The following is a 26,568-nucleotide window of genomic DNA, read 5'->3' on the forward strand; positions in this document are numbered from 1 at the left end:
ATAGGTGTGCCATGGCAGACACGGGCAGCGGCAACATCCAAGCTTCAAGCGAGCAAGCGACCCGGAATGGCGTTCAGGCCCTGGAACAGGCCTTCACCGGCATCATGAGGGCGCGGTCGGACGTGGACGGCACCCGGGCCAACCTGTCGCAGGGCTATCAGGGCAGCGACGGCGGCGCTTTCGGGCAGCTTCTCCAGCAGTGGGACGAGCAGGCGAATGTCATCCTGAAGAATCTGGAAGACATGATCGACAAGCTGAACACCAGCCTCGTCGAGCACGGCAAGCAGCAGGGCGCGTCCAACGACTCCATCAACCAGGCCTTCCAGTCCTCCGAGGCCGCCTTCCAGGCCCTCGCCGGCTGACCCGGCCCTCCCCCTCCGCAACCCCCACCCGAGACGGGACGATCGATGCCTGACAACCTGACGGATGGTTACATCTACGTCGGCTACAACCACATGGCCAACGCCGCCGACGACATGGTCGCCCAGACCCGGGCGATAGCGAACACGCTGTCGTCGCTGGAGGCCGAGCTCGGTGCCCTCAAGGCGAGCTGGTACGGCAACGACGCCGACGTCTACACGCAGAAGCAGGCCGCGTGGGACCAGGCGGTGCACAACATGGAGCAGCTGCTGACCTCGCACGCCTCGCTGCTGACGGACATCTCCGGCAACTACAAGTACAGCGAGAACTCGCTCTCGCAGATGTGGTCCGAGGTCACCATCGGCCGCTGAGCACGCCCCGGACCGGGTGTCCGGACCCTCCTCCGGACAGGGTGTCCGGACCCCCTCCTTCGTGCCCACCCCCCGTCGTCCGCCGTCCGGCCGCAGGCCGGACGGCCGGCGTAGATCCGGAGAACGTCATGGCGGACCTCACGCACCTCGACAGCCACGCGCTCACCCAGTTCAAGCAGAACGACCTGGCCGACTTCCTCACGGATCTCGATGCCATCCGCAACGACGACCCCGCGGGGGTCAAGTCGCTCAAGAGCATCCTCGGCGGCCTCCTGATCACCGGAAGCACCTTCGGCGAGGTCTCCAGCCCGCTGGTGATCGGCCTGATGGCCGGCGACGACTCGGTGGGCGGACAGAGCCTGAACACGAAGACCAAGGACGCGGCACAGGGTGTCGACGACATCCTGGTGTCGCAGAAGAAGCTCTTCAAGGACATCGACGATGACCTTCAGGAGACGATGGACACGCTGCTGAAGAACCAGAGCGGCGGCCTCGCGGCGATCGACGGCGAGAAGCTGCTCGACATCTTCTCCGACGTGGACAGCGATCTCACCGACGGATCCGGCAGCGGATCCGACTCGAAGAGCTGACCCGCTGACACCGGTGTTCCTCCCCCCGTCCCCCTGAGCTCGTCCCGCGGAGTCCTGTCATGGCAGCTAGTTTCGGTCAGAACGACGTCTGGGGTCAGGCGATCAACCTCCTGACGGGGTACCCGATGCCGGACAGGGCCACCCTCTTCGACAAGATCAGCAGCGTCCCGGACAAGATCCCGCTCTTCCGGGGGGACATCCAGGGTCCCGACCCCGTGGCCGGCCTCACGACGGACGACTTCACCGGGCTCGCCCAGGGCGTCTGGCTGCCCAAGGGCGAGACCTACGACCTGCCGTTCTACGCCAGGTTCGGAGCGGGTGCCGCCGGCCTCTACAAGGCCAGGCTCGTCTTCATCGGGGTGCCGGAGGTCAACGGCGTCGTCGACCTCCCCGACGACGGCCAGATGAGCGAGGGCGGCCCGTTCCAGGGCAGCTACACGCACACCGACTGGGACACCGGGCCGATGTCCCAGTACATCAGCGGCTCGCGGGCGGCGCTCGACAAACTCGTCAACGACCACACCACGTACAACTTCGCCTACAGCGGCGCCACGGTGCCCCACGAGGACAGCGTGGACCTCAACACCTTCGAGGACATCGCCAAGTCCTTCGACAGGACCACCAAGTTCTTCTCCGAGCACGGCAAGACGCTCGCCGCCTGGGAGAAGTCGCTGGGCAGCGAGCAGGCCTCGTGGAAGGGGCAGGCGGCCGGCGTCTTCTGGAACCTGCTCCACATGCTCAACAAGAACTACGAGAGCTACGTGGAGCAGCTCGGCGGCGAGAACTACGCCGCGAGCAACACCACCGTGGGCGGCTACACACCCACGTCCAAGTACGCCGACAGCATGGCCAAGGCCCAGCGGAACCTGTACGACCAGGCGACGGCCCTCCAGACGGCGTGGGGCAACTGGGCCACCGGCTACGGCGCGCACTGGCCGCACCGGTGGCTGCTCAACGTCCTGGCCGACCTCACCACCTGGGTGATCCAGAACAACGCCACCCAGGTGATGAAGGACGGCAGCGTCACAGGGCAGTTCACCTCGACCCACCCGGTTTACGGCGATCTCACCAACTTCGCGAACTGGAAGAAGGTCGGCGAGGACGCCGTCCAGCGCTGGAACAAGCACGTCGACGACGTGCTGACGCCGGCGGCGGGCAACGCCCTCGTCGCCCTCAAGACCGCCTGGGCGGACGCCAGCGAGAACTTCGGCGACCCACTGGAGACGAAGAACACCAAGAGCCTGTCGGACATCAACACGAAGGAGCAGGCCGACAAGGAGAAGGCGGAGGCCGACAAGGAGAAGGACGACGCCAACGACAAGCTGAACGACGCCCTGAACCAGAACAACCAGAACCTCAACGACATCAACAAGGGCCTGAACGACGGCCTGAAGAACGTCGGCGACGGTCTGAACAACGGTCTGGGCGGGCTGAACAACAACCTCAGCAACCTCGGCGGCGGCCTCAACGACGGTCTCAAGAACGTCGGCGACGGTCTCAACAACAGCCTGAACGGCCTCGGCGGCGGCCTCAACGACGGCCTGAAGGGCATCGGGGACGGCCTGAACGGCGGTCTCGGCGGCCTGAACAACAACCTCGCCGGCCTCGGCGGCGGGCCGGGCGGCCTCGGGGCGCTGGGCGGCGGGCCCGGCGGACTGGCAGGCCTGGCAGGCGGGCCGGGCGGCCCCAACGCCCTGTTCTCCAACGGCCCGCTGAACAACGGCCTGAACGGCGCCAACAACAACCCCCTGACGGGCGGCGACAAGGAAGGCCTGAACAGCCTCACCAACCCGGACGGCAGCACGACGCAGCTCAACAGCGACGGCTCGCTGACCACCACCAACCCCGACGGCAGCACGAGCACCTTCAACCCGTCCACGGGCAAGATGACCACCACGTCGCCCGACGGCAAGACGAGCGTGAACACCCTGTCGCCGAACAAGACCGTCACCAACCCGGACGGCAGCACGACGAAGCTCAACCCCGACGGCTCGCTGACCACGAAGTTCCCCGACGGGACCAGCAGCACCGTCGACCCGTCCACCGGGGCCGTCACCACCACCAACGCGGACGGCTCGACCAGCCACTCCGCCCTCAACCCCCAGCTGGGCTCGTTCAGCACCCCGGACGGGGGCAGCGCGCACCTCAACTCCGACGGATCGCTGTCCACGAAGTTCCCGGACGGCTCCACCGAGACGATCAACCCGCACGACCACACCGTCACGACCACCTCGCCCGACGGCACCCAGCACACCTCGCACCTGGACACCGGCCAGAGCGTCCACAACCCGGACGGCAGCACGACGAAGCTCAACCCCGACGGGTCGCTGTCCACGAAGTTCCCCGACGGCACCACGCAGGTCGTCAAGCCGGACGGCACGCTCCAGACGACCAACCCGGACGGCACGACCAGCACCAGCCACCTGAACGGCGGGGACAACGGTCAGGGGAACCTCGACACCAGCGGTCTCAACGACACCCTGGACAAGCTCAACCACCTCGGTTCCGGGCACGACCTCAACGTCCCGAACCTCGACACCGGCGGCGGCCACCACGGCGGGCTGCCGGACACCTCGGGCCCCCTCAACTCCGGCCTGTCGTCGGGCGGCGGGCACGACGCGGCCTCCTCCTTCGAGGACCTCCAGGACCCCTCGTTCAACGGCGGCGCGCTCGGCGCCCCGGCCGGCGGTGCCGCCAATGCCGCCGCCGCCTCGGGGTTCCCGCCCGGCGGCACACCGCTCAACCCGGGCCTCGGCGGCATGGGTGGCATGGGTGGCGGCATGGGCGGCGGTGGCGCCGGCGGCTCCTCGAACAACGGCGAGCGGGTCCGCACCGTGCACGGCGAGAGCGACGGCGCCTTCCGGCGGCCGTCCCGCCGCGGTGAGGCGGTCGACGAGGGCGAGGACCTGGTGCCGCCGCGGCGCTCCATTACCAGCTCGGGTGCGCCCGGCTCGACGACGCCCGGTGCCAAGCAGGGCGGACGGTCCACCGAGAGCGGCGAGCGGCCCAGCTACGTGGTGGACGAGGAAGAGGACGTCTGGGGTACCGAGGACGGCGGGGCTCCGGCGGTGATCGGCTGATGAACGCCGAGCGGAAGGGCTCCGACGCGGCCTCCAGCCCGCTCGGCTCGATCAGCGAGCGGCTGGCGCAGGCGATGGCCGACCTGGAGGCCACCGAGGCCGCGGTGACCAAGGCCGAGGAGGAACTGCGCGGCGCCAGTGCCACCCTGCGGTCCAAGGACCGCGCGGTGGAGGTCACCGTCTCCGCGCAGGGCGAGCTGACCGGGCTGCGCTTCCTGGAGAACAAGTACCGCACCATGGCCGCGTCCGAGCTCGCGGCCAGCGTGCTGGAGACGGTGGGGCGGGCCCGGATGCGGATGGCCCGCCAGGTGATGGACACCTTCCAGCCCTTCACCGAGCCCAGCAGGCACATGCCCGAGCTGAGCGCCATCGACATCGACTGGGTGAAGATCTTCGGCCCGGGTGTCCTCGAGGACGAGGACGAACCAGGCGCCGCCCGGCGCCGGGGCGGGCGCAGGCTGCGTGACGAGATCACCGAGGACCCGGAGGAGTAGGCCCATGAGCGACGACAACGCGTACTACGCGGACCCCGCCCGCCTGCACAGCGGCATCCGCCAGATCGAGACGATCAGCTCCTTCGCCACGAACATGATGAAGGACTTCATCGACAACGTGAACGAGACGAAGACCTGGCCGGGCGAGAGCGACAGCTTCGCCAAGGAGGTCCAGCCGCGTGAGCTGAAGGAGCGCGAGGGCTCCAGCGACACCGTGAAGTCGATCTCCGACGCCGTGGTGGGCATCGCCGACGGCACGAACACCAACCTCAAGAACATCGTCCGCACGCAGGACGGCAACATGGACGCCATCCGCAACTCGGCCCCCGGTGCGAACCACCACGGAAAACACTGAGCTGCGCCCATGGCCATCATGGCTTCGAAGAAGCTCAATGACCTTCTGTTCGTCCTGATCGGTGAGCGACTGCTCCAGGCGAACGAGGATCTGGCCTTCGACAGCCACAAGCCGTTCAAGCAGCTCGGCCAGAACGCCCGGGACCTGTCCGACGTCATCGAGCAGACCGTCTTCGGCACCGGCAAGGCCCTGCCGCCCCAGGTGGGCAAGCGCTACACCAAGGCGATGAACCTGTTCGTGCGGGACGGGAACACCAACCATCTCCACGAGTTCGCCGACCAGCTCGACGAGATCGCCGACGGCCGCATCAACACCTCGATGAACATCGCGGAGTCCAAGCGGGCGATCATCGCCGAGCTGATCCGCTTGCTCATCGAACTCCTGATCGACGCGGTGCTCGCCGTCTTCAGCGGTGGGTCGTCCGCCGGAGAGGCGGCCGTCGCGAAGGCCCGCAGCAGGGTCCTCGTTCTGACGATCATGGACACCCTGCTGTCCCGCACGCACCTGATGCCGACCCTGAGCGAGGCGTTCGAAGAGGCGTTCATGGCCTTCGCCGTGCGGCTCTCGATGATCGTCGACCCTCCGCACGGCGTGGGCCCCAAGGGCTTCGACTGGGGCCAGATCGCCCTGGACGGCGCGCTCGGCGGGCTGGCGGCGCTCTTCCACGGCGGCATTTCCAAGTCCCTCGACCTCGACGGCATCTTCAAGAACATCTTCAAGAACGACCTCAAGAACAACCCGTTCAAGGACTTCCCGAACGACGTCCACTCGAAGGCGGACCCCCCGCCCGGCCTGAACGGCAAGCACGCGCCGGACGTGGACGGGTCGAAGTCCCCGGGTCCTGACCCGAAGAGCACCCCGGGCCCCGACGGCGACGACCTGCCGACGCCGAACGGCAAGGGCTCGCCGGAACCGCACGTCAGCAACGGGCCGGGCGCGATCGGGAAGAACACCCCGAACGGCTCCGGCAACGGCCCCGGCCGGTTCACGCCGGTGAACATCGTGCGCAACGTGGGCCACGACTCCCGCAACTTCCTCGCCGAGGGAGGCTCGGAGGCCCTCGCGGAGGGTGCGATCAGCGCCCTGACGGGCAACGGCTTCTCGTTCAGCTGGGACAGCTTCCTGGGCGGAGGCATCAGCGGCAAGGTCGAGGAGACGCTGGGCGCCGGTGCCCACGGCCTGGGGGGCTGGGCGAACAAGACCCTCGGCATCGGCAACGCGGGCAACCCGTCCACCACCGGCGCCCCCGGCGGCGGCGCGAACGGCCTCACCGACGGCGGCACCACCGACGGCCACGGGGTGCCCCACGGCACGCCGTCGGGCGGCGGGCGCGGGGCGGGCACCCAGGGCCGCCAGGGTACGGGCGGGGACACGGACGGCGACCCCGGGTCCGCGCGGTTCGACGAGTCCGGGGTGCCCACCACCAGTTCCGGCGACGCCGGGCCGGGCAGCACGGACACCGTGGGGTCCGACGTGTCCGACGCGGACCCGGGCGGCCTGCACGTTCCGGGCGGCACCTCGGGCACCCACACGCCGGGTACGCACGCCCCGGACACCCACACCTCGGGCACGGGCACACCGCACGGCGGCGGAAGACCCTCCACCGTGTCGGACGACTCCAGCCTGGAGCAGCCGCCGCGGCACGTCCCGTCGGGGGACACCGGGGAGGGGGCGCCGCACGAATCGGTGCCCCAGGGCACGGGTCACGGCACGGGCAGCGGTACGGGGAGCAGCGGTACGCACCAGCCCGACCAGACGCAGCGGCAGCAGCAGGCGGACCAGCCTGACCAGTCGGAGCAGCAGCAGGACGATCCGGCTCAGCACGACGATCCCGCCCAGCAGGACCAGCAGCACCAGGCGGACCAACAGAACCAGCAGGACCAGTCCGATCAGCAGAACGTGCCGCATCAGCCGGGCCAGGGCGGCCGGCCGGCAGGGCAGGGCGACACCTCCCAGCGCGGCGGCAACGACACCCACACGCAGACCCACACCGACACCGGCGACGAGACTCAGACCGGCACTGACACTGACACTGACACCGAAGACCACACCAACACCGACACGAGCACCGGCACGGGCACCCACACCGGCACCGGCACCGGCACCCGGAACACCGACGTGCCGCAGGAGAACGGGAGCTCGGCCGGCGACCCGTTCCGCACGTCCGAGCCTCCCGTGACGTCGCTCGCGGGACCCCCGGTGGGGCTTCCGGGGACCCCCACGCCGACCCCTTCACAGGGTCCGGCCCCCACACCCACCCCCACACCCTCGGCCACGCCCACCCCCACACCGTCGCCGACCGCGGGGACCCCGGCACCTACGCCCTCGGGCACGCCATCGTCCACCACACCGTCGCCCACGCCCGTCCCGCCACCCACCTCCACACCCACCACCAGCTCGACGCCGCCACCCACGCCCCTGTCCACCACGACATCGACACCGCCGCCCACGTCGTCGAAGCCGGAGGGTGCCCCGGAGGCGGACAGGGGGGCGACGGACACCGGCACACCGTCCGTCCCACCGCCCGCCCCGCGTTCCACCGTCGCGTCCGGTCCGGAGCCGCGTTCGGAGCACGGCCCGGAGCCCGCATCGCAGCACACCTCCCAGTCCGGCCCCGACCAGGCGAGCACACCCCCGGTGGACACCGCCGACGAGGACGCGGGCTTCGAGCCCGCCTGGGGCGCCCTGAGCGAGAGCGGCGACGGGACGCAGACACCGTTCCACGAACTGGCCCGTGCCGACCGCCCACTGGACGAGGAGGAGAGGGACGCCGTTCTCCAGGGTGTCCTGAACCTCGCGAACGTCGGGCAGTTCAGCGCCGCCCGCGTGCTGGTCCAGCGGCTCGGCGAGCGCGCCGAGCGGCTCGCCGGGCAGCTCGGTCACGCCGAGGCGGTCACCATGCACCAGCAGGCGGCGGGGACGGTCACCGGCCTCACGGAGCTCTACCAGGACCCGGGTATGGCCGACGACCTGGGCCTCAAGCAGCCGCCCAAGATCCTCAACTTCTACTGGGCGGGCCGGCCGATGGAGCCCGCCGCCGTGCGGAACATGCGGGAGTGGGCCGACAAGGCCCGCCGGTCCGGCTGGACGATGCGGATCTGGACGGACACGGCCCCGGAACCCTCGGGACGTGCCGTCAGCACCTGGGACGCGGGGGTGAGGACCGATCTGACCTCCCGGGGCGTGGAGTTCAGGGAGATCACCCAGATCCTCCCGCTCAAGCAGCCGGCACGCACCGGTGTCTTCGGTGGGTTCCTGAGCCGGAAGCCTCCCGCCGAGATCACGGATCCGGCACTGGCCAAGCTGCGTGACGTCTACGCCAACGCCCGTACCGAGCCGAGGGCCCTGCCGGTCGCCTCGGACGCCGCACGCTACGCCGTCCTGAAAGTGAGCGGCGGCTTCTACCAGGACGTGGACATCGCCCCGGGGTCCGTCGACCTCGACCGGCCGCTGCGCAGGATGGGGCCCGACGACATCCCCGTCCTCGGGCCGATGATCCGGGACAACACGGAGTTCCAGCGGATCCGCGACGAACTCGCGCAGAACCTCGGTACCACCCCCGACCAGGTCTCGCCGGATGAGGTTGCGGCACACGTGATGGCCAAGGGCGAGTTCGGCAACCACTTCTTCGCCGTACCGCCGAACTCGCGGTTCATCGACCGCGTCATCGAGGAGATCCCGGATTTCGCCGGGGAGATGTCCGGGAAGGAGCTGGTCGGCAACGGCGCCGCCCTGACCGGCCCCCTCGTGCTGTCCAAGGCGCTGCACAAGCACGCGTCGGCCTACGGCCTGGGCGAGGTGAGCGCCACCGAGCAGGGGGCAGCGCTGGACCCGGTCGAGGTGTCGCGCCTGTCCGCCCTGGAGTGGGTGACGCCCGAGAGCGACAACCAGGCGTACGACGGGGAGCCGGGGCAGCGGATCCTGACCGAGAGCGGCACATCCCGCAGTGTGGGCCCGTCGGTGCGCATGCCCACGCCGACCACCGTTTCGGCAACCGGTCCGTCCCGCCCTCCCGGAAGCGACGCGACGACCCACCAGGGGGCACCGCAGGACGTCACCCGCGCCATCGAACCCGACACGGAACCCGCCTCCGACGAGCTCGGCGAGCACGGCGGGGAGGACCAGGCACGGAGCAACGACCACCTGCCGCCCCGGCGGACCCAGCGCCCCGTGCGGCACGCCGGCCAGCCCGGGGAGGGTGGCCACCAGGGGCAGGGCGGGAACGCCGCCCGGCAACTCCGGAGAGAGTGGTGGGGAGGCGGGGCGGACCCCGTCAACGAGAGGCCGGCGGCCGGGCGTTCGGGCGGCGACACCGACGTGGCACCCACCCCGCAGGCGCCGGGACGGTCCATGACGGTCGGGACCGCCACGTTCACTCCTGCCAACGGCACGGGACCGGTCCCCGCCACCGGCACGGGTACCCCGCCGGTGTCGCGCGTGGTGCTGCGGCCCGTGGCCGACCCCGACCCCGACGAGGCGTCGGTGCGGACGCTGGACGACCGCCAGGTGCCGGACCGGCAGGTACGGCGCTACGCGGTGTGGGAGGGACAGGGCGAGGACGCCCGACTGGTCGGTCTCGGCTCCCACTCCGCGACCGAGCAGGAGCAGCGCGCGGACCGCTGGCCCCTGGTGGTGTCCGACCCGGAGTACAGGGACTGGAACGGCATCCGCAAGGCGTTCCAGGGCTCGGCCCGGACCCGCCCGTGGGGCGACGACGCCACCTACTGGTTCGGTCACGGCAGCACCGACGGGATGGAGCTGTCCCGCCAGGACGGCACGGTCGACACCGTCGGCGGCGAGGAGTTCGGCCGTGCCCTGCAGCGGTGGATGGACCTCGGGCCGCGGGACCGGCCGATCGTGCTGTACTCGTGCCAGACCGGCCGGCCGCCCGAGCACGGCGGGGTGCCCGTCGCGCAACTCGTGGCGAACGCGACCGGGCGCGTCGTGCACGCCCCGACGACCGAGGTGGGAACGGCGTGGGACAGCACCGGCAGGGTCCGCCCCTGGCTGCACCTCGACAAGGACGGCGCGCGCGGTTCGTGGGCCGCCTTCACACCGCAACCCCCGGCCGGCCGGCCGGACCCGGCGCCTGATACCGGCCTGCACGAGGATCCGGGCCGCCGCGTGGACACGGAGTCGGACACCGAGCCGTCGGACACGGAGCCGTCCGCTGCCTCCTCGCACGCACTGAGCGAGACGCGGGGCAACCGGCCCGTCAAGAAGCTGGCACCGTCGCGCGGTCGCCCCGGCCTCGACGTGCTGAACGTCCCGGGGAACGGCGACTGCTACTTCGCCGCGCTGATCACGAGCGCCCGGCAGCAGCACCCGGGCTCCGACCTCGCCGGCACCACCGTGGGCGCCCTGCGGGAGAACGCGGCCCAGTGGTTCGCCGGATCTCCGGCCCGTGCGGCGGTCGAGGCGCTGGGCACGGACCCGCTGGAGACGCTGGTCCGGGATCTCGACACCCCCACCCTCCGCCATGTCCTGGGCGGCGCGGCCCTGCCCGCCCTCAGCCTCGACCAGCAGATCAAGGTCGCCGACGGCGTCGTCAAGCAGGTGCAGGAGGAGCGCGCGGCCGGCCGTCCCGGCGACCGGAGGGCCGTCAAGAGGCGACTGGACGACCACTTCCACCGGGACATCCTGCGCGGCCGGCTCCTGGCGGAGCTCAGGGCCGGCGGCGCCCCGGCCCGGGAGCACTGGGACAGGCTGCTCAGCACCGCCTACCCGAGGTGGGCCGCCGACGGCGCCGCACCCAGCCTCGCCGAGATCAGGGGTACCTCCACGGCGGACCTGGTGGAGCGGGCCATCCGCGACGTGAACCTCTGGAACACGCCGTTCTTCGACCCCGTGATACCGGTCGTGGCCGGATACCTGGACATGAACGTGGTGGTGGCACAGGACGACGCCGCCCGGGACCAGCACCAGCACCCCGACGCGGCCCGCACCCTGTACGTGCACTACAACGGCACCGACCACTACTCGGCCGTGGCACTGTCCGGGACCGTGAACGAGCCGCCCAAGCAGGGCCGGGAGCAGAGGCCGGGTCAGGGACAGGACCAGAAGTCGGCACAGGACCAGAAGTCGGCACAGGACTCGTCCACGACCTCGGGACCGGCCGGCCCAGCCCGCGTCAAGCGGGTCCGCTTCGCCCCCGACCCCCCGGAGATACGCAAGCGGCACGACGGCTCCACGGACGACGGGACCACCTCCGAAGAGGATCCGGACGAGACCCCGGAACCGGCGACCGAGCCGCAGGACCCGTTCCTGCGCATCGACACCCAGCTCGACGTGCACCGCCCGCCGCGCCTCGACCGCTCGATGCTGCCCCCGCCGGCCGCCGGCCGGCCGGTGGCCTTCAGCGACGGCAGCCGGCTGCCCGAGTACCTGACCGGCGAGCACACCGGGGACGCGGCGGACGCCAGGTACGGGGCCAACGCGGTCACCCTGCGCGGCGTCGACGCCGTCGTCCGGGAGATCGGCGGCCACTTCGGCCTCGGCCGGTCCTCGGATCCGATCGCCCGCCTTGAGGACACGATGCGCGGCATGCCCCGGGTCCTGGAGGGCGACGGCTACGAGTCCCCGCCGTTCGTGGACGCGAACGGCCAGGTCCGGGTGCTGCACGTCGTCGCCAGGCCGCACGGCAACTGGGAGAGGTTCGCCGACGCCCACGGCGTTCCCGTGAAGGTCGACGCCGGCGACCGCAGCCAGGTCACCGTCGGCGGCCTCAAGGCGATCAACACCACCCACCGGTTCGCGCCGAGCGTGGCCATCGGACCGCCGGCCGGCCTCGCGGCGTACGGGCGGGTGGGCGGCTCGATCGGCTACCAGCGCGCGTTCGAGTTCGCCATGCAGGACCAGACCCACAGCCGGGGCGAGACCCGCCGCTCCGACGGCTCCCACGTGCACCTGGACGACGTGCAGTACGAGGCGTGGCTGAGCGGCCCGCCGAGCACCGTCACCACGTCCGGCCTGCCCAGGTCGTTCTTCGCGGGCGACGCCCACACGACGTTCGGCGTCCGCAACGGGATCACCGTACGGGTGCCGGACGGCGAGACGTCACCGAGCGAGCCGGGCCGGGTGCCGCGCACCATGGAGCTGGGCCCCGAGTCGGCCTACCGGCTCGTGAACACCCAGGACTTCGGGCCCGTCTCCCACATCCGCGACTGGGCGCTCGCGAAGGTGGGCGCCGAGCCGGGCACCCCGGCCTACGACGAGGCCGCCGGGTTCTTCACCACCGAGAACTTCCACCGGATGTCGGACCGGATGGCGCGCGGCCCGGTCACCAGCCGCCAGCTCGTCGACAACGACTCCTCCGGCACGCCGCTGGGCGCCTTCGTGGTGGACCGGGTGGTGCCCGGCAAGGCCCGGCTGCTCTCGGAGACCAGCGCCGCCGAGCTGCGCCACTACGTCCAGCAGACGGTCAAGAACGAACGCACGCTGTCGAAGACCTACTCGCAGGAGGTCAACGCGGTCGCCGGTCCCAGCTTCGACCTGCTGGGCTTCTTCGGCGCCCCGGCGAGCCTGCGGGCGGCGTTCGGGTTCTTCGGGCGGTACCGCCGCAGCACGACGCACGGCAGCGTGTTCGGCGGCTCGGGCGCCCGGCGGATCGGCGGCCGCGCGAAGAGCGTTCCGACCGAGCTGTACCTGGTCAGCAAGACCGTGTACGTGCGCAGGACGGGCGACACGGAGCCGACGCCGTTCACCACCTGGAGCCTGGACAGGATGACGCGCACCGAGGCGCGCCGCCTGGGGGGCTGGGACGACGGCACCACCGAGCGCAGCAGGAGCGGGAACGAGCCCTTCGCGCCGGTCTACCTGCCCAAGGACGACCCGACCGTCCTCGGCATGGCCCGGCCGGAGACGTTCACGTACGACAACGGCGAGACCGTGCGCCCCGTGGAGGGCGCGGACCGCCCGCTCTCCCTGCTGGAGTCCTTCACCGACCAGGTGATCCGCGCCGCCGCCCGCGAGCACCCCAGCATGATCGCGCCCCTGGAGGAGTTCGGCGATCCGTCCGACCCGCGCTGGCGCAACGCCGACCACTACCGGATGGCGCTCCAGAACACCCTGAACGTCATCACCACGCTCTCCGAGCACAGCGTCTCGGGCAACCTGGAGAACCTCGTCAGGACCGGGCTCAGGATCGGCCTCGTCGTCCCCGGCAGGTTCACCCGCGCCTACCGGTACATCTGGATCGACGGCAGGCTGAGCGACCGCCGCTACGAGGGCACCCAGAACGACCTCATCCTGCGGAACAGCGCGCCCGGCACGGACCGCCTGGACGGGTTCCAGCAGGTCAGCAGGGGAACCGAGCACGGCATCGAGGCGAGCGCCGCGGTCCGCGACGCGGAGAAGGACACCGTCGGCGTCCCCCGGAACATCGGCACCGGCCGGATCGCCGCGGTCTGGGGCCGGATGAAGAGCAACAGGACCGGGTACGGCCCCTCCGTCTCCCACGAGGCGATGGCCATCACGGCCACCCGGTCCCAGCTGCACAGCTACCAGCTGGAGCTGACCGCGCAGACCGGCGGCTACTGGCGGTTCCGCAGCATCTGGCGGGGCGTCGGCTCGCTGGGACTGCTCGGCACGCACTTCTTCGTCATGCCGGAACGGCAGATCGACCTCGTCGGCCGCACGGCCGGCGCCCCGGTGGGGGGCCGTGTCGTGCTCTCCGTCCCGGACGAGCACACCCCCGCCACCGACCCGCACGCCGGGCGCGCGAGCAAGCCCCGGGTACGGACCGAGCGGATGGACCCCCAGGAGGCCGCGGCGCTGGCGAGCGGGCTCCCCAAGGACGGGCCCGCGCCCCGCCGCGGGGCACCGGCGACCGGCGACACCGCGGACCGGGGCACCGACGGGCCCGCCGACGGGAGCGCCCGGCTGATCGTCGTCGACGCCGAGGAGAAGCCGGCCACCGGGGACGCCGGCACCAGGGGCGCGCCCACCACCCACGGCCCCGACGTGTTCGGCGACGAGAACCCCGGCACCATCAGCGTCGGTGCCCACCGGGAGCTGGTGCAGGGCGTCGAGCAGGTCCTCAAGGACGCCTCCGGCGACCTGTGGCACTTCACGACGATCGGCACCGCGTCGCACGACGCCGCACTGCGGCCGTTCCAGCCGCAGTACCTGTCCGGAGGCTTCGACCAGACCTCGGGCCGCACGGGTTCCAGGATCGTCGGCCTGTTCGGCAAGGGTCCCTACCTGAACCGGCTCGGCACGCTGGTGCACCGCACGCGGCTGCTCAACCCCGTCGTGGTGTCCAAGCCGATCAAGGTCGAGAGCGATCTGACGATCAGCGCCTCGCACGAGACGTCCGGCGGCGTGACCACCACCCGCAGCTTCACCGTCACCGCCAACGGCGGCCTCTCCCACAGCCACCCCGTCGGTCCCTCCGTCTCCGGGTCGTACGGGCTGCTCGGGGGCTGGGGCCGCTCCCGCGGTGAGACCCGCACGGTCACCAAGACCAGCACCTCCGAGCTAGAGCTCGACGACGAGGGCCACAAGGTGCTGGTGTCCGCGGACGTCCAGCACGACATCGCCGCGACGGTCCGCACCGACGGTGTGCTCTCCCCGCTGCACCGCCTCGCCACCTGGTACCGCGGTTCCGCGGCCGGGCAGCGCCTGACCTTCGCCGCGGACTGGCTCGGCCACCTGCCGGAGAAGGCCGCGCACCGGCTGGGTCTCATCAAGGACAAGCTGGGCGAGGTGCCCGGGTACACCGCACAGAAGTGGACCCTGCCGCGGTGGCTGCGGGAGAACCCGTTCGGCTCCTATCCCGCCAACGGCTTCGACACGGCCGACGTGCTCGCCGACTTCGACGCGCAGCTGGACGACCTGGCCGTCGACACCGCGAGCCGGGAGCGCATCCACTCGCTGGTGACCCCGCGCGCGATGCGGGCCCTGAAGGACGAGCTGGCCGCCACCGGGACCCGCGCCCGCACCCGCGTCGGCGGATGGGGCGTCCGCTCGGTGCGGATCGGCGGCCGCAACGCGCTGCTGCGCATGGAACTCGTCGCGGGAGAGCCCGAGTTCTCCGGCCTGGACCACAGCATCAGCCTGCTCGACATGCGCTTCGCCACCGAGACGGTCAGCGGCCGGCTCACCCGCAGCCGCGACCGCTCGCTCGGTGCGAACGTCGGCGAGGCCGTCCGCACGCACGAGCCGGTGCTGAGCGCCGCCGGGCCCACCTACGGGGAGTCGGGTTCGAGCTCCGCGTCCAGCTCGACCAGCCGCTCCCTCACCAAGATGGCGATGCACTGGTTCAACACGAACGAACCGCACGCGAACTTCCACACCGACTACCGCCTGAAGCTCTCCCTGGACCTCGGCGAGCGCACCGTCGCCGAGGCCGAGGGGGACGTCGGCAGGCTGCGCGAGCAGATTCCGATCAGCCTCACCACGCCCGGCTCCGCCCAGGCCGGCAAGGACGACCCGCTCGGCACCCCGGCCCTGGAGAAGAAGGCGCCGGGCGTCTCCGTCTGGCGGCCCGGGGCCGTCTCCAGGAAGGCCATCGACGCGTGGCGCTCGCGCGGCGGCGCCCAGCCGCCCTTCGAGTCTCCGGAGAACGGCTTCCTGGTCCGCCGCGTCGTCGGTCTCGACGACCTGCGGGCCGCCGCCGACGTCGCGGTCGCCCAGGCGTACGGTGCCGGGCCGGTGGCCGTGAAGCCCGAGAAGGCCGCGCCGGACGGTGCGCTGCGGGCCGCCGCGAGCATCGCGACCGCCACCGCGATGGGCGCCGTCACGCCCATGCCCCCCGGAGCGCGGCTGACGGACACCGCTCTGGACGAGGCGGTGACCAAGGCACGCCGTACGGGACTGACCAGGCCGGGCACGGCATCCGCCCTCGCGCTGTACGAGGGCACCAGCAACTCCGCGATCACCTCCTTCTACCGGGACACCACGACCGCGGACGGCTACGGGGTGGAGGGACTGAGCGAGGACACCCTGGTGGGCGGCGCGGACGGCGGCATCCGGTTCTACTCCAGGCCCGACTTCGGCAACGCGCAGCTGATGGCGGTGGCGCCGGACACCGTGATGGAGGCCCCCACCCGCTACTCGACCGGCTCGGACACGTCGGTCACCCGCAACGGTGTGCAGGAGTCGGTCGTCGGCGGGCAGCCGACGGTGGCCACCGATCCGATCGGCGTCCTGGGACCCCAGGCATCCGGTACCGGCATCAACACCGGCGAGACCGACGGCCGGGGCCTGGGCAGCACCGAGACCGCCTGGCCCAACGTCAAGCCCAAGGCGGGCCGGAGCTTCCTCTTCGCCGTCCCGACCGACTGGCTGGGCGTCGCGGAGGTGCACCGGCACGTCAAGGACAGCGCCCCCGCCGCCTGGCTGGCCGACCGCCTCACCCCGTTCGGCCACGTCAAGCACGGGCCACGTGCGGTGGAGACGCAGACCACGGTGCTGGCCTGGGTGCGCGAGGACGTGGCACGCGAACTCGGCCTGATCGACGACGAGACGTTCCCGCAACAGGTCGCCGACGCCTGGGCGGAGGTCGCCAGGGCCGGCACCGCGTGGGCGGACGCGGACAAGGCGTACTGGGAGAACCGGCGGGCGACCGCCGAGCTGCGGGACCGCCACGACGAGCTGCTGCACGAGCGGAGCGCGGCCAAGCTGAGGCTGGAACAGGCCCTGCGGGCACGGGAGCTCGCCCGCCAGGACGCCGCCGGCCAGGGGAGTACCGCGGATTCGGGGAGTGTGTACAGCCAGGAGAGTGCGGCGACGTCGGGGAGTGTGTACAGCCAGGACAGTGCCGCGAGTTCGGGGAGTGTGTACAGCCAGGACAGTGCCGCGAGTTCGGGGAGTGTGTACAGCCAGGACAGTGCGGCGACGTCGGGGAGTGTGTACAGCCAGGACAGTGCGGCGACCTCCGGCAGTTTCTACAGCCAGGACAGTGCCGCGAGTTCGGGGAGTGTGTACAGCCAGGACAGTGCGGCGACCTCCGGCAGTTTCTACAGCCAGGACAGTGCCGCGAGTTCGGGCAGCGTCTACAGCCAGGACAGCGCCGACGACTCCGCCGAGCAGGACGTGGCCGCCGCGCGGCGGCAGGTGCGCGAGGTGACCGCCGAGCTCAAGGAGGTCCGCCGGAGCCTGCACACCCGGCACACCGCGATGCGGGCCGAACTGGTCAGGGCCGAGGGCGAGGCAGCCGACTTCCACCGGGTGCGGGGCGAGGCCGATCGGCTCACCCGCTGGCACCGGCTGCCCGCCGAGCAGGGCACCCCCGGCGAGCCGGAGCGCCGCGCCGGGGTCACCGAGCCGGAGCCGGTCGTCTACCGCCCGCTGCCCGCACTGCCGAAGGAGAGCGCGGAACCGGTCGCCCGGTACACCGTCACGACCGGCGAGGAGGGTACCGGCACCACCGACGCGCTGACCTCACCGGAGGGCCGGCGGTACGAGCTCCACGACGTGCCCGAGGACGGCGACGCCTTCTACCACGCCCTGGCCGACGGACTGCGCCTGCTGGATCCGGCGGGCCGGGCCGGCGGGCCGGCCTCTGCGGACCCGCGGGAACGCGAGGAGACCGCCGCCGAGCTGCGCGAACTGCTCGCCGCCGGCCTGGACGACCCCGCCAACTCCGACCTGGCGGCCTTCACGTCCCCCGACACCGAGGACGCCTACACCGAAGAAGAACTCGCCGACGCCGGCGTCTCCTTCGACGCGGACCCGCCGGGACAGCGCGAGTGGGACGCCACCGGAAAGCTGCCCCTGCACACCCGGCTGCCGCAGGATTCGCGCAGCCGCCTCGCCGCCACGGCCCTGCGCCGCCCCGGCGACACCGCCGACGGCGGCGGCTGGGACCACGGCGGCGCCGACCTGCTCCCCGCCCTGGCCGCCCGCACCCTCGGCGCCCGGATCACCGTGGTCCGCGCCGACGGCGGCTTCCAGGACTTCCTGCCCCCGTCCGGCGCCCCCGGGACCGACACCCCGGACCGGCTCCCGCACGTGGTGCTGCACCTGGCGAACCGCCACTACCGGCTGGCCGTCCCCGAAGGCACCTCCGTGGACCGGCCGCCGCTCCCCGCGCGACCGGCCCCCGGGACCGCACCCGAGACGGCGCTCACGCGGACGCCCCCGGGGCAGGCCGGGGAGGGCGGAGAGACCGGGAAGTACGGGAAGCCCGGGAAGTCCGCGGAATCCGCGGAGTCCGAGGGCAGCACCCCCACCTCCGAGGACCCGCCCGTGCGGCCGGCGCACGACACCATGCCGTGGACGGCGCGGACGGGCGCCGGATGGCGGTACGGCACCGGGACGGGCGCACCCGTGCTCACCGGCCCCGACGGCACCCCGCACACGCTGGTCGCACCCACCGGGGACGGCAACGGCTTCTGGCCCGCCCTCGCCGCCGCCTTCCACCCGAACCGCGAGCGCGACACGGTCGGCATGGTCCAGGGCGCGCGCCTGCCCTCGACCGCGGTGCTCGACAGGGGCGCCCGCTTCAGCCACGACGAGCTGAAACGGGCCCGGGTCGCACTGGACGCCGAGCAGTCCGAGCAGTTCCGCCGCGACGGCGGCAGGCTCCCGGCGGACCTGGCACTGTCGCCGGCACAGGAGCGGGCCCTGCTCCGCACCCACCTGCACACCGCCCGCCACTGGGACGACGCCACCTCGGGGACCGCGGCCCAGCTCGCCGCCGACGTCTACCACGCCACCGTCACGGTCGTGTCGGAGGACGGCAGCGCACGCACCTACACCGGCGCCGGGGTGCGGGACGGCCGGACGGTCACCCTGTACCGGCGCGGCGGCGAGTTCCTGCTCGCCCGCCCCGCGCCCCGGCCCGCGATCCGGCTCCGGGACCCGCTGGAGCACGGCTTCGACTCGTTGAGCGAGGGCAACGGGGACCGGAGGGCGCGCCAGCAGCGGGGCCGCCAGGCCCAGACGAACCAGTCACAGCCGAATCAGCAGCCGGACCAGCAGACGGGCCAGTCGGAGGCGTCCCACCCGGGGACGAACCAGTCCGAGGCCGGCCCGTCGGACCCGAGCCGGGCACGCGCGAACCAGTCCGAGCCCGGCCCGTCACAGGCGAGCCGGCCGCAGACGAACCGGCCAGAGGGCGGTCAGCGGCAGCCGGGGCGGTCAGGGCCGAACCGTCCCCAGGGCGGTCAGCACCCGGCGAACCGGACGCCGGCGAGCCAGGCGCAGACGGCTCACGCCCAGCCGAGCCAGCCCCAACCGCGGCGGCTCCCCGACCTGTTCGACAGCGACCTGACGGAGGACATGCGCCGCCGCCTGGACGAGCCGGGCCTGCTGGACAAGAAGGTGCGGGGCCGGGACCTGGCGGACCTGGGGATCACCGGACAGGGCCCGGTGCGCGCCGGTACCCAGGTCAGGGTCGGCTCGCTGGGGCTGAGCCACGTGGACCGGGCCAGGCTCGTGATGCACGTGCGCGGGCTCGACGACGAGCTGTCCGCCGCGCTGTCCAGGCGGCAGGACGGCGACCAGCGGCCGTCGCGCCCGCGGGTGCTCGTCCACCAGGGGTACGCGACAGGCGACCAGTTCGGCATCGCGGCGGCGTTGATCAGCGACCCGAACCTGCACGTCGTGGTCGTCGCCGGGCTCACCCCGGAGAAGGTCAAACCCGGTACGGCACAGGGCATCGCCGACTACTACCTCAAGAGCGGCGTGCCCCCGGAGCGGGTCCACCTGGTCGAGGCACGGGGCCGGAAGCTGGAGGAGGCGGGGCAGCGCGAGGCGGAGACGATCCTCGGCCGCAAGCTGCCCGGCGACTTCAACCGGCACAAGGACCTGCTGAGGATCAACGCGGGCACCAAGTGGGTGGCCGCCAACTTCACCGTGGACGTGCGCCGGGCGGTGCGCAAGGCGTGGGGCGTCGACGATGCCGGGTTCCCGCCGGCGACGCAGGAGACGGTCGGCGCGTGGCTGGACGAGAAGGGTGTGGTGCCGCGGAGCGACCGGGACACGGTCGTGCTGTGGTCGCGGTTCAGCGGCAAGACGGGCAGCGCGCACGCGGAGCACGACACCTCGTACGAGGGAATGCGGCAGATCCTGCGCCGCCTGGCGGACCGGTCGCGTGACCGCGGGGAAGCGCCGCTGGTAGTGATCACGGGTGACGCGTACGCCGACCCCGACCACAAGGACAAGTACACCGACATCGTCCGGGAGGCCCGGGCCCTCGGCCTGGACGTCCGAAACCTGACGAACTACTGGAAGGGCGACAAGGAGGCACTGCACGCCTGGGGCGGCGACGACCGCATCGGCCAGCTCAAGCTCTACGAGTACCTGCAGCGCAACAGCCGCACCACGCACCACCTCGGCTTCCGCAGCGGCAACATGGAGTCCCTCGCGATGCTGGGCTACACCGTGCGGTACATGGAGGAGCCCGACAGCGCCGGCGGCGACCGGATGACGATCTGGCACGCCGCGAACAACTCGCTGAGCACCGGCCGGGGCGGGCTGGCCGCGGGGTACGAGCGCATCCTGGTGGCGGAGCCGCCGACCCGTACCGGGAAGGTGATGAAGCGGGTCCAGGCCGTGGCCGAGGACCCCGCGACGCCGGAGGCCGAGAAGAACAAGCTGCCGAACCACCGCTTCCCCACGTGGCTGTTCGTCGCCAAGCCCAGGAAGCCCAAGCCCGAGGAGTACTTCCGCGATGCCGCGAAGGGCTTCTCCGACGCCGACCTCGACCAGATCACCGACTACCTGCTGCCCCGGCGGACGGCACCGGTCGCGGACGACCCGTCCCGCACCGGCCAGGCACCCGCGGACACGGCGCCGGCGGACACCGCGCCCGCGGACGCCCCCATGCCCGTCGCCACCCACCCGTCCGACGCCCCGCGCCGGCGCACGGGCCGGGCCGTCGAGGACCACTTCGACGCCGACCAGGTACGCCGCTGGAGGATCCGCAAGCTGTCCTCCGCCATCGCCCGGACGCTCGACGACCGGACGGCGGACCCCGTGACGCGCCAGGACGAGGCGGCCCGGATGGCCGAGGAGGTCGCCGGGCTCAGGGAGACCCTGCTCGACAGCGATCTGACCCCGTTCCTGGCCGGTCCCGACGCCGATCTGGCGGAGGGCCTCGAAGTGCGCCAGGACCGCATCCGCGAACTGCGCCGCGCCCTGTCGGGACGCTCCCGCGGCGGCAGGCACCACCAGGACCTCTCGGACGAGCTGGCGGTGCTGGCGGCCGAGGAGGCGCAGATCCGCGCGGAGGTGGCGCGGCGCGAGGCCGGCGTGCCGCACACGCAGCAGATGGTGCCCGGCCTGGGCGACATGCGGATCACCCGGCTGCTGACCTCGGGGGCCGACCCCGAGGACGTGCTCGACACCATGTGGGACGAGACCTCCGAGCTGTCGATGCGCAGCCGGCAGCTCGGCGCCACGGGACCGGACGCAGCGCAGCCGGCCGACGACGACGGGAACGGTTCCCTGCGGCAGCTCGTCGAGCACCGCATGGCCCGTGCCGAGGAGGACCTGAGCGTCTACCAGTCCCTGGTGAAGCGGTGGGGCACCTGGAGGCGGGTCGGCCAGGCCGCGGCCCTGCGGCTGGTGATGGCCGAGCGGCGCGCGAAGCAGCTCGGGGCCCGGGACGTGCAGGCGGCACGTGACCGGATCGCGACCACCCCCGCCACGGCGCGGCTCTACCCCGTTCCGGACGACGAGGTCGAGGAGTTCTTCGACACCGTGCACCGGCATCTGACCGAGGGGATGTCCCTGGTCAGCCAGGTCAACCTGGACGGCGGGACCGACGGCGGCCCGTTGCTGGCGGCGCTGACCGCCGGGCCGGACGTGGACCTCGGCGGGGTGCTGGCGGGCACCGGCGGCGCGCGTGCGGCGGCCGACCCGAAGGACGGTTCGCTGCCGGCCGCGCTCGTCTCCAGCAGGTTCCAGAAGGCGGGCGCCCCGGGCCTGGGCAACGCGGTCATCCACTGGGAGCAGAACGTCCGCCGGCGCACCGTCCACACCTTCAGCGCGGACGACGTCCACGCACCGGCCGACCCCGGCCACGGCGCGACGCTGTCCTCGCTGCACCCCCTGATCGCCCACGGGGACGCGAACGCGGTACGGCTGGCTCTCGGCGAGGCGACGAAGTTCGCGCTCGACCACGATCTGCGGCGGCGGCTCACCGCGGGACGGCCGGCCACGGACGCCCGCTTCGGGGCCCTGATCCACGGGGACCTGCGCTGGTGGGACGTCGAGAAGATCGTGCTCACGTACACGGACGAGGCCTCCCACGAGCAGGCCCGCCTGAACAGGACGCGGCTGAAGGACTTCGCCCGCGAGCACGGCCTGGCGTTGAAGGTCTCGCTCTCCCCGGCCCCCGGTGCCACCCCGGCCGGCTTCCACCCCGACTCCGGCTCCGAGGCGGATCCGTCGGCGCCGGTCGGCACCCCGCTGACGAAGGGCACCGGCAGCGCGCAGCGGACGATCGGGCGGGACTTCACGCCGTTCGCCGACCGCGAGGCCGGGGGACTCGCCGGTCTGGTGACCGACGAGGTAGCACTCGCGGACGAAGAAGGCGAGGAGAAGTACACCCTCACCCGGGTGCGGGCGCCCTGGTCGGGCCAGGACCGGCCCGCACCGTTCGTGGTCAGGGCGGTGGGCGGCCCCCACGGCGTCACGGTGCAGCTCGGCGACGGGACGACCACGAAGCTGAGCCCCGCCGAGTTCGCCGACCTGCTCGCCGCCGACCCCGACCTCCAGGGCGCCGATCCGGGTACGCCGGTGGTCCTGCTCGTGCCGTTCGGCGGCGCACGGGGACTCGACCTGCCCCGTCTGGTGGCGGCCAGGACCGGGCGCGAGGTGTGGTCGACCAGCGGAGCGCTGGAGGCACTGCCGGTGCCCGGTTCCCGTAAGCGGGTCATCAGCCAGTTCCGGTTGCCCCGGGCCGTCGACCCGGTCGGCAACTGGATCGTCAGCCGGCCCGGCGACCTGGACCGGCGCGACACCGCGGACGGCGGCGGGTCGCCGGCGCCCGGAGTCATCCGCACCACCAGCGGGACCGTCCTGCTGGACCGCGACGTGGTCACGCACACGATCACCGGTCCCACCCACCGGTCGGTGGGGCGCGCCTCCCACACGCAGGCCGACCAGGCAGCTCGCGAGGAGCACCAGCAGGACCTGCACCGGCGGGTCCGCTACCTCCCCGGGCGCGCGGTGGACGGCCACCTGTGGAGCCTGCAGCAGCCGGAGGCCGAGGTGCCGTGGGCGGCGGACATCGCCGCGGGCCGCACCCCGTACTTCTTCAACGCCCACGGCAACCCGACCTCGGTGACGCTGCAGACCGTCGTCGGCGGGCGGACGCAGCCGGACCGCACGGAGTACCGCAGCGTGCACGTGAACGGCTCGGAACTGGGCCGCTTCCTGCGCCGGCGCCCGAGCCTGTCCCAGCTCTCCTCCGACACGCCCGTCGTGCTCGTGTCCTGCTCGACGGGCGACGGCACGGAGCAGGACGCAGGGCTGGTGGCGCAGCTCGTCGCCGACGAGACCGGGCGGGTGGTGTACGCCCCCAGCGGCCTGGTGAACGTCGAGGCGATCGTGGCCCCGGGGACGAAGCGGCAGACCGCGGGCTGGGTGAGGTTCGAGCCGCGCCGGGGGCCGGCTCCCGAGGAGGCGGGCGACGGGCAGACCGGCGCCACCGGGACGCAGGACACCCCGGCGCAGGACACCCCGACACAGGACACCCCGGCGCGGCTCGCCCAGGAGCCCGCCCCGGAGCCGGAGCCCGCCTACACGGTGTCGGGCCCGTCGGAGCTGACCGCCGGGGACGGCACGGTGCTCGACGTGCGGGACACCGGAGCCACCGGCTTCACCGAGGCGCTCGCCGACGCTCTCGGGCCGGACGGTAGGCGGTCGCCGGGGCTGACCCCGCACCCGGGGGAGAGCGTCGCCGACGCGTTGCGGCGCACTCTCGCCGCCGAGGTCGGGGAGAGCGACATGCCGCCGGAGGGCCCGTTGCCCGTCGACGGTGTGGACGTCTCCCTCGACGAACTGGACGCCGCGGGAGTCACCCTGGGTGCCACGGAGCGCGCCCAGGCCGAACTGCTCGGCGGCCGGCTGCCCCTCGCCGACGCCGGGCTGTCCCCCCACAAGCAACTCGCCGTCCTGCTGCGCTCGCCCGGCCCCTGGAACGACACGATGACCCGGGCGGTGGCGAGCACCGCGGCCAGGACGCTGTCGGTCGGCGTCGACCTGGTGGACACCCGCAGCGGTGAAGTGACGCGCTTCCCCGCCCCGGACGGGCAGGCACCGGTGGTGCTGGCGACCGGCTCGGACGGCTTCAGGGCCGCCGTACCGAGGAACACCGCCGCGGACGACGGGACCACGGGCACGTCCACGGACACGAGCACGACCACGGACACGGATACGACCACGGACACGGATACGACCACCGGCACACCCACACCCACGGACACCGGCACGGACACGGGCACCAGGCCGACCGTGCCCCCGGACGGGCAGGTCACCGCACCCCCTCCCGGCTTCCACACGATCAGGGACCCCGAGGGCCGGACCATCGGTGCTGCGAGGCTGGCGGACTCGGAGTGGAAGCAGCGGGAACGCCTGCTGGGCGGCCTGGCGAAGGCCCGCCGGTTCCGGATCAAGAGTGCCGAGGGCACGGGTGGCGACCGTTCGTGGGAGGTGCCGTGGTCGCGGCGCGGTGAGGATGCGGCGGAGCCGTTCTTCGTGGTGGCCCACGGTGACACCCTGGTCGACGAGGACGGTTCCCTCGCGGGGGCGGATGCCACCGCGGTGAACGGGGCGCTGGGTGAGCTGCCCGCGTCCACGCCGCTCGTCGCGGTCTCGTGCGAGTCGGGGGCGGACGGCGTGAACGGGTCGGGTGTGATGACCCCGGCAAGGGCGCAGGCCGTTGCGGACGCCACCGGTCGGGTCGTCTTCGCGCCGACGGCCGTGATCGGTGTGGAGCGCCGGGCGGACGGCAGCACCTCGCTGTACCTGCGGTCCTCGAAGTCCGGCAGGCCGGCCCCCGGTGAGCTGAGGTTCCGGCGCTTCACCCCGTCTCGGGGAACGGTGGCCGGCCGCACGGGTCACGGGGAATCCCCGGAGGACGCGGCCGTGACCGCGGCGGATGCCGTGCCGGAGGACCCGTCCCAGGAGGTCCTGGAATCCGCGGAGTTCAGCCCGTCCCTGCCCTTCCGGAAGAAGGTCCCGCAGCAGGCGGCCGCCACCGCACCGCCTGCCACCGCACCACCCGCGAGCGAGGCCGATCTCCGGGGTATCCGTTTCTCCGAGGCCGCGGAGGCCTTCGAGGAGCGGCTCGGCCGCTATCTGATCCAGCGTCCGGAGGCGACGGAGGCGGCTCGGACGTTCGCCAAGGCGATGTGGGACACCCTTGTGACGGACGCGCCCGAACAGGTGATTCACCTGGGCCGGCGCGATGGCGCCCCCGGCAGTGTGGGACAGAACGTACGTACCCTGCGCGAAGTCATAAGCAGTGGGAATATGCGCGAGTTGGCTGCGTTGCTCTTCTACTCGGTCAGTTCGAAAACACTGAAGGGTTCCATCGACGTCCCCACGCACGCGGATATCCCGGACGTCGACAATGAACGTGTGTGGCGCCGAGAGGAGAGGCGGCCCGGCCGCCGTGTGTTCCGGCCGGAGGACGCGGTGCCTCCGCTCAGTGACGCCGAACGCAAGGAGGTCGTGGAGTACCGCCCGTTCGGCAAGACCCGTCTGACGTGGGTCAGGGGCATCGACCAGATGCATCTGCCGCTTGAGGCGCCGTTGCACCAGAGAGGACAGAAAACGGGTGCCCTGGTGGCCACGGGAACGTCCGGCTCCTTGGCGCTGATCCTCGAAACGGCCACGCGCCTCCAGGAAGCGACGGGCCAGCAGTTCGACCTGAACGAGATACGGCTGGGTCTGACCGGGCACATGCTCGTGGTCGGCTACCACAGCCTGCACGAGGTGATGAGGTCGGCCCAGTTGTGGGACGACATGCACAACGGATCCTACGAGGTCCGCTACGTCGACGGGTGGAGCCGGTACCGGTACCTGGCCCCGCTGACCGAGGACGAACTGCGGGAGCACGTCGCCGTGAACGGGCTGTTCCCCGACGAGATCGCTCACGGGGCCACCGAGCCCACACCCACCCCCGCCATCCCACCGCCGGACCGTGGCCAGGCATCGACATGATGCACAGCCGCCAGCGGAACACCCGGGGCGGTACGGGCTACCAGGGCGTCGACCCGGTCTGGCATCATGAGGCCGCCGGTGTGAACGGTGAGGTTCCAGTTGCACGCGGTGCGGAGCGAAGCGGCCAGGCGGGCCACCCGCGAGCTGTTCGGGAAGGCGCCGGTTCCGGACACGGATCCGAAGGCACCCGGGGCT

The 26,568-nt window shown here is 72.3% G+C and carries 7 protein-coding genes; all 7 read left to right on the plus strand.

Translation table 11 applies throughout. From position 1 onward, the window contains the following. Positions 1 to 11 precede the first annotated feature (11 nt). Positions 12 to 362: a WXG100 family type VII secretion target gene (locus Sm713_RS12265; RefSeq protein WP_212909659.1), complete on the plus strand. Its 351-nt coding sequence runs from the start codon at positions 12 to 14 to the stop codon at positions 360 to 362. Positions 363 to 407: 45 nt separating this feature from the next. Beyond that, positions 408 to 731, plus strand: coding sequence for a WXG100 family type VII secretion target (locus Sm713_RS12270; protein WP_212909660.1), 324 nt, complete (start codon positions 408 to 410; stop codon positions 729 to 731). A gap of 128 nt (positions 732 to 859) precedes the next feature. Next, on the plus strand, positions 860 to 1,321 hold the full coding sequence (locus Sm713_RS12275; RefSeq protein ID WP_212909661.1) for a type VII secretion system-associated protein: 462 nt from the start codon (positions 860 to 862) through the stop codon (positions 1,319 to 1,321). A 59-nt stretch (positions 1,322 to 1,380) separates the two neighbouring features. Further along, positions 1,381 to 4,401 (plus strand): AAWKG family protein, encoded by a 3,021-nt coding sequence (locus Sm713_RS12280; RefSeq protein ID WP_212909662.1) that lies wholly within the window; start codon positions 1,381 to 1,383, stop codon positions 4,399 to 4,401. After that, positions 4,401 to 4,895 (plus strand): YbaB/EbfC family nucleoid-associated protein, encoded by a 495-nt coding sequence (locus Sm713_RS12285; RefSeq protein WP_212909663.1) that lies wholly within the window; start codon positions 4,401 to 4,403, stop codon positions 4,893 to 4,895. Before Sm713_RS12280 ends, Sm713_RS12285 begins: the two co-directional genes overlap by 1 nt. A gap of 4 nt (positions 4,896 to 4,899) precedes the next feature. Beyond that, positions 4,900 to 5,250, plus strand: a complete 351-nt coding sequence (locus tag Sm713_RS12290) for a hypothetical protein (protein ID WP_212909664.1) — start codon at positions 4,900 to 4,902, stop codon at positions 5,248 to 5,250. 18 nt (positions 5,251 to 5,268) lie between these two features. Beyond that, positions 5,269 to 26,373 (plus strand): hypothetical protein, encoded by a 21,105-nt coding sequence (locus Sm713_RS12295; protein WP_212909665.1) that lies wholly within the window; start codon positions 5,269 to 5,271, stop codon positions 26,371 to 26,373. Positions 26,374 to 26,568 lie beyond the last annotated feature (195 nt).

Origin of the sequence: Streptomyces sp. TS71-3, from assembly GCF_018327685.1 — a bacterium.
In the GTDB taxonomy this organism is placed as follows: Bacteria; Actinomycetota; Actinomycetes; order Streptomycetales; family Streptomycetaceae; genus Streptomyces.

Coding starts and splice junctions, on each gene's coding strand:
- Sm713_RS12265 (WP_212909659.1), top strand. CDS start 12: ATGGCAGACACGGGCAGCGGCAACATCCAAGCTTCAAGCGAGCAAGCG.
- Sm713_RS12295 (WP_212909665.1), top strand. CDS start 5,269: ATGGCTTCGAAGAAGCTCAATGACCTTCTGTTCGTCCTGATCGGTGAG.
- Sm713_RS12290 (WP_212909664.1), top strand. CDS start 4,900: ATGAGCGACGACAACGCGTACTACGCGGACCCCGCCCGCCTGCACAGC.
- Sm713_RS12280 (WP_212909662.1), top strand. CDS start 1,381: ATGGCAGCTAGTTTCGGTCAGAACGACGTCTGGGGTCAGGCGATCAAC.
- Sm713_RS12270 (WP_212909660.1), top strand. CDS start 408: ATGCCTGACAACCTGACGGATGGTTACATCTACGTCGGCTACAACCAC.
- Sm713_RS12275 (WP_212909661.1), top strand. CDS start 860: ATGGCGGACCTCACGCACCTCGACAGCCACGCGCTCACCCAGTTCAAG.
- Sm713_RS12285 (WP_212909663.1), top strand. CDS start 4,401: ATGAACGCCGAGCGGAAGGGCTCCGACGCGGCCTCCAGCCCGCTCGGC.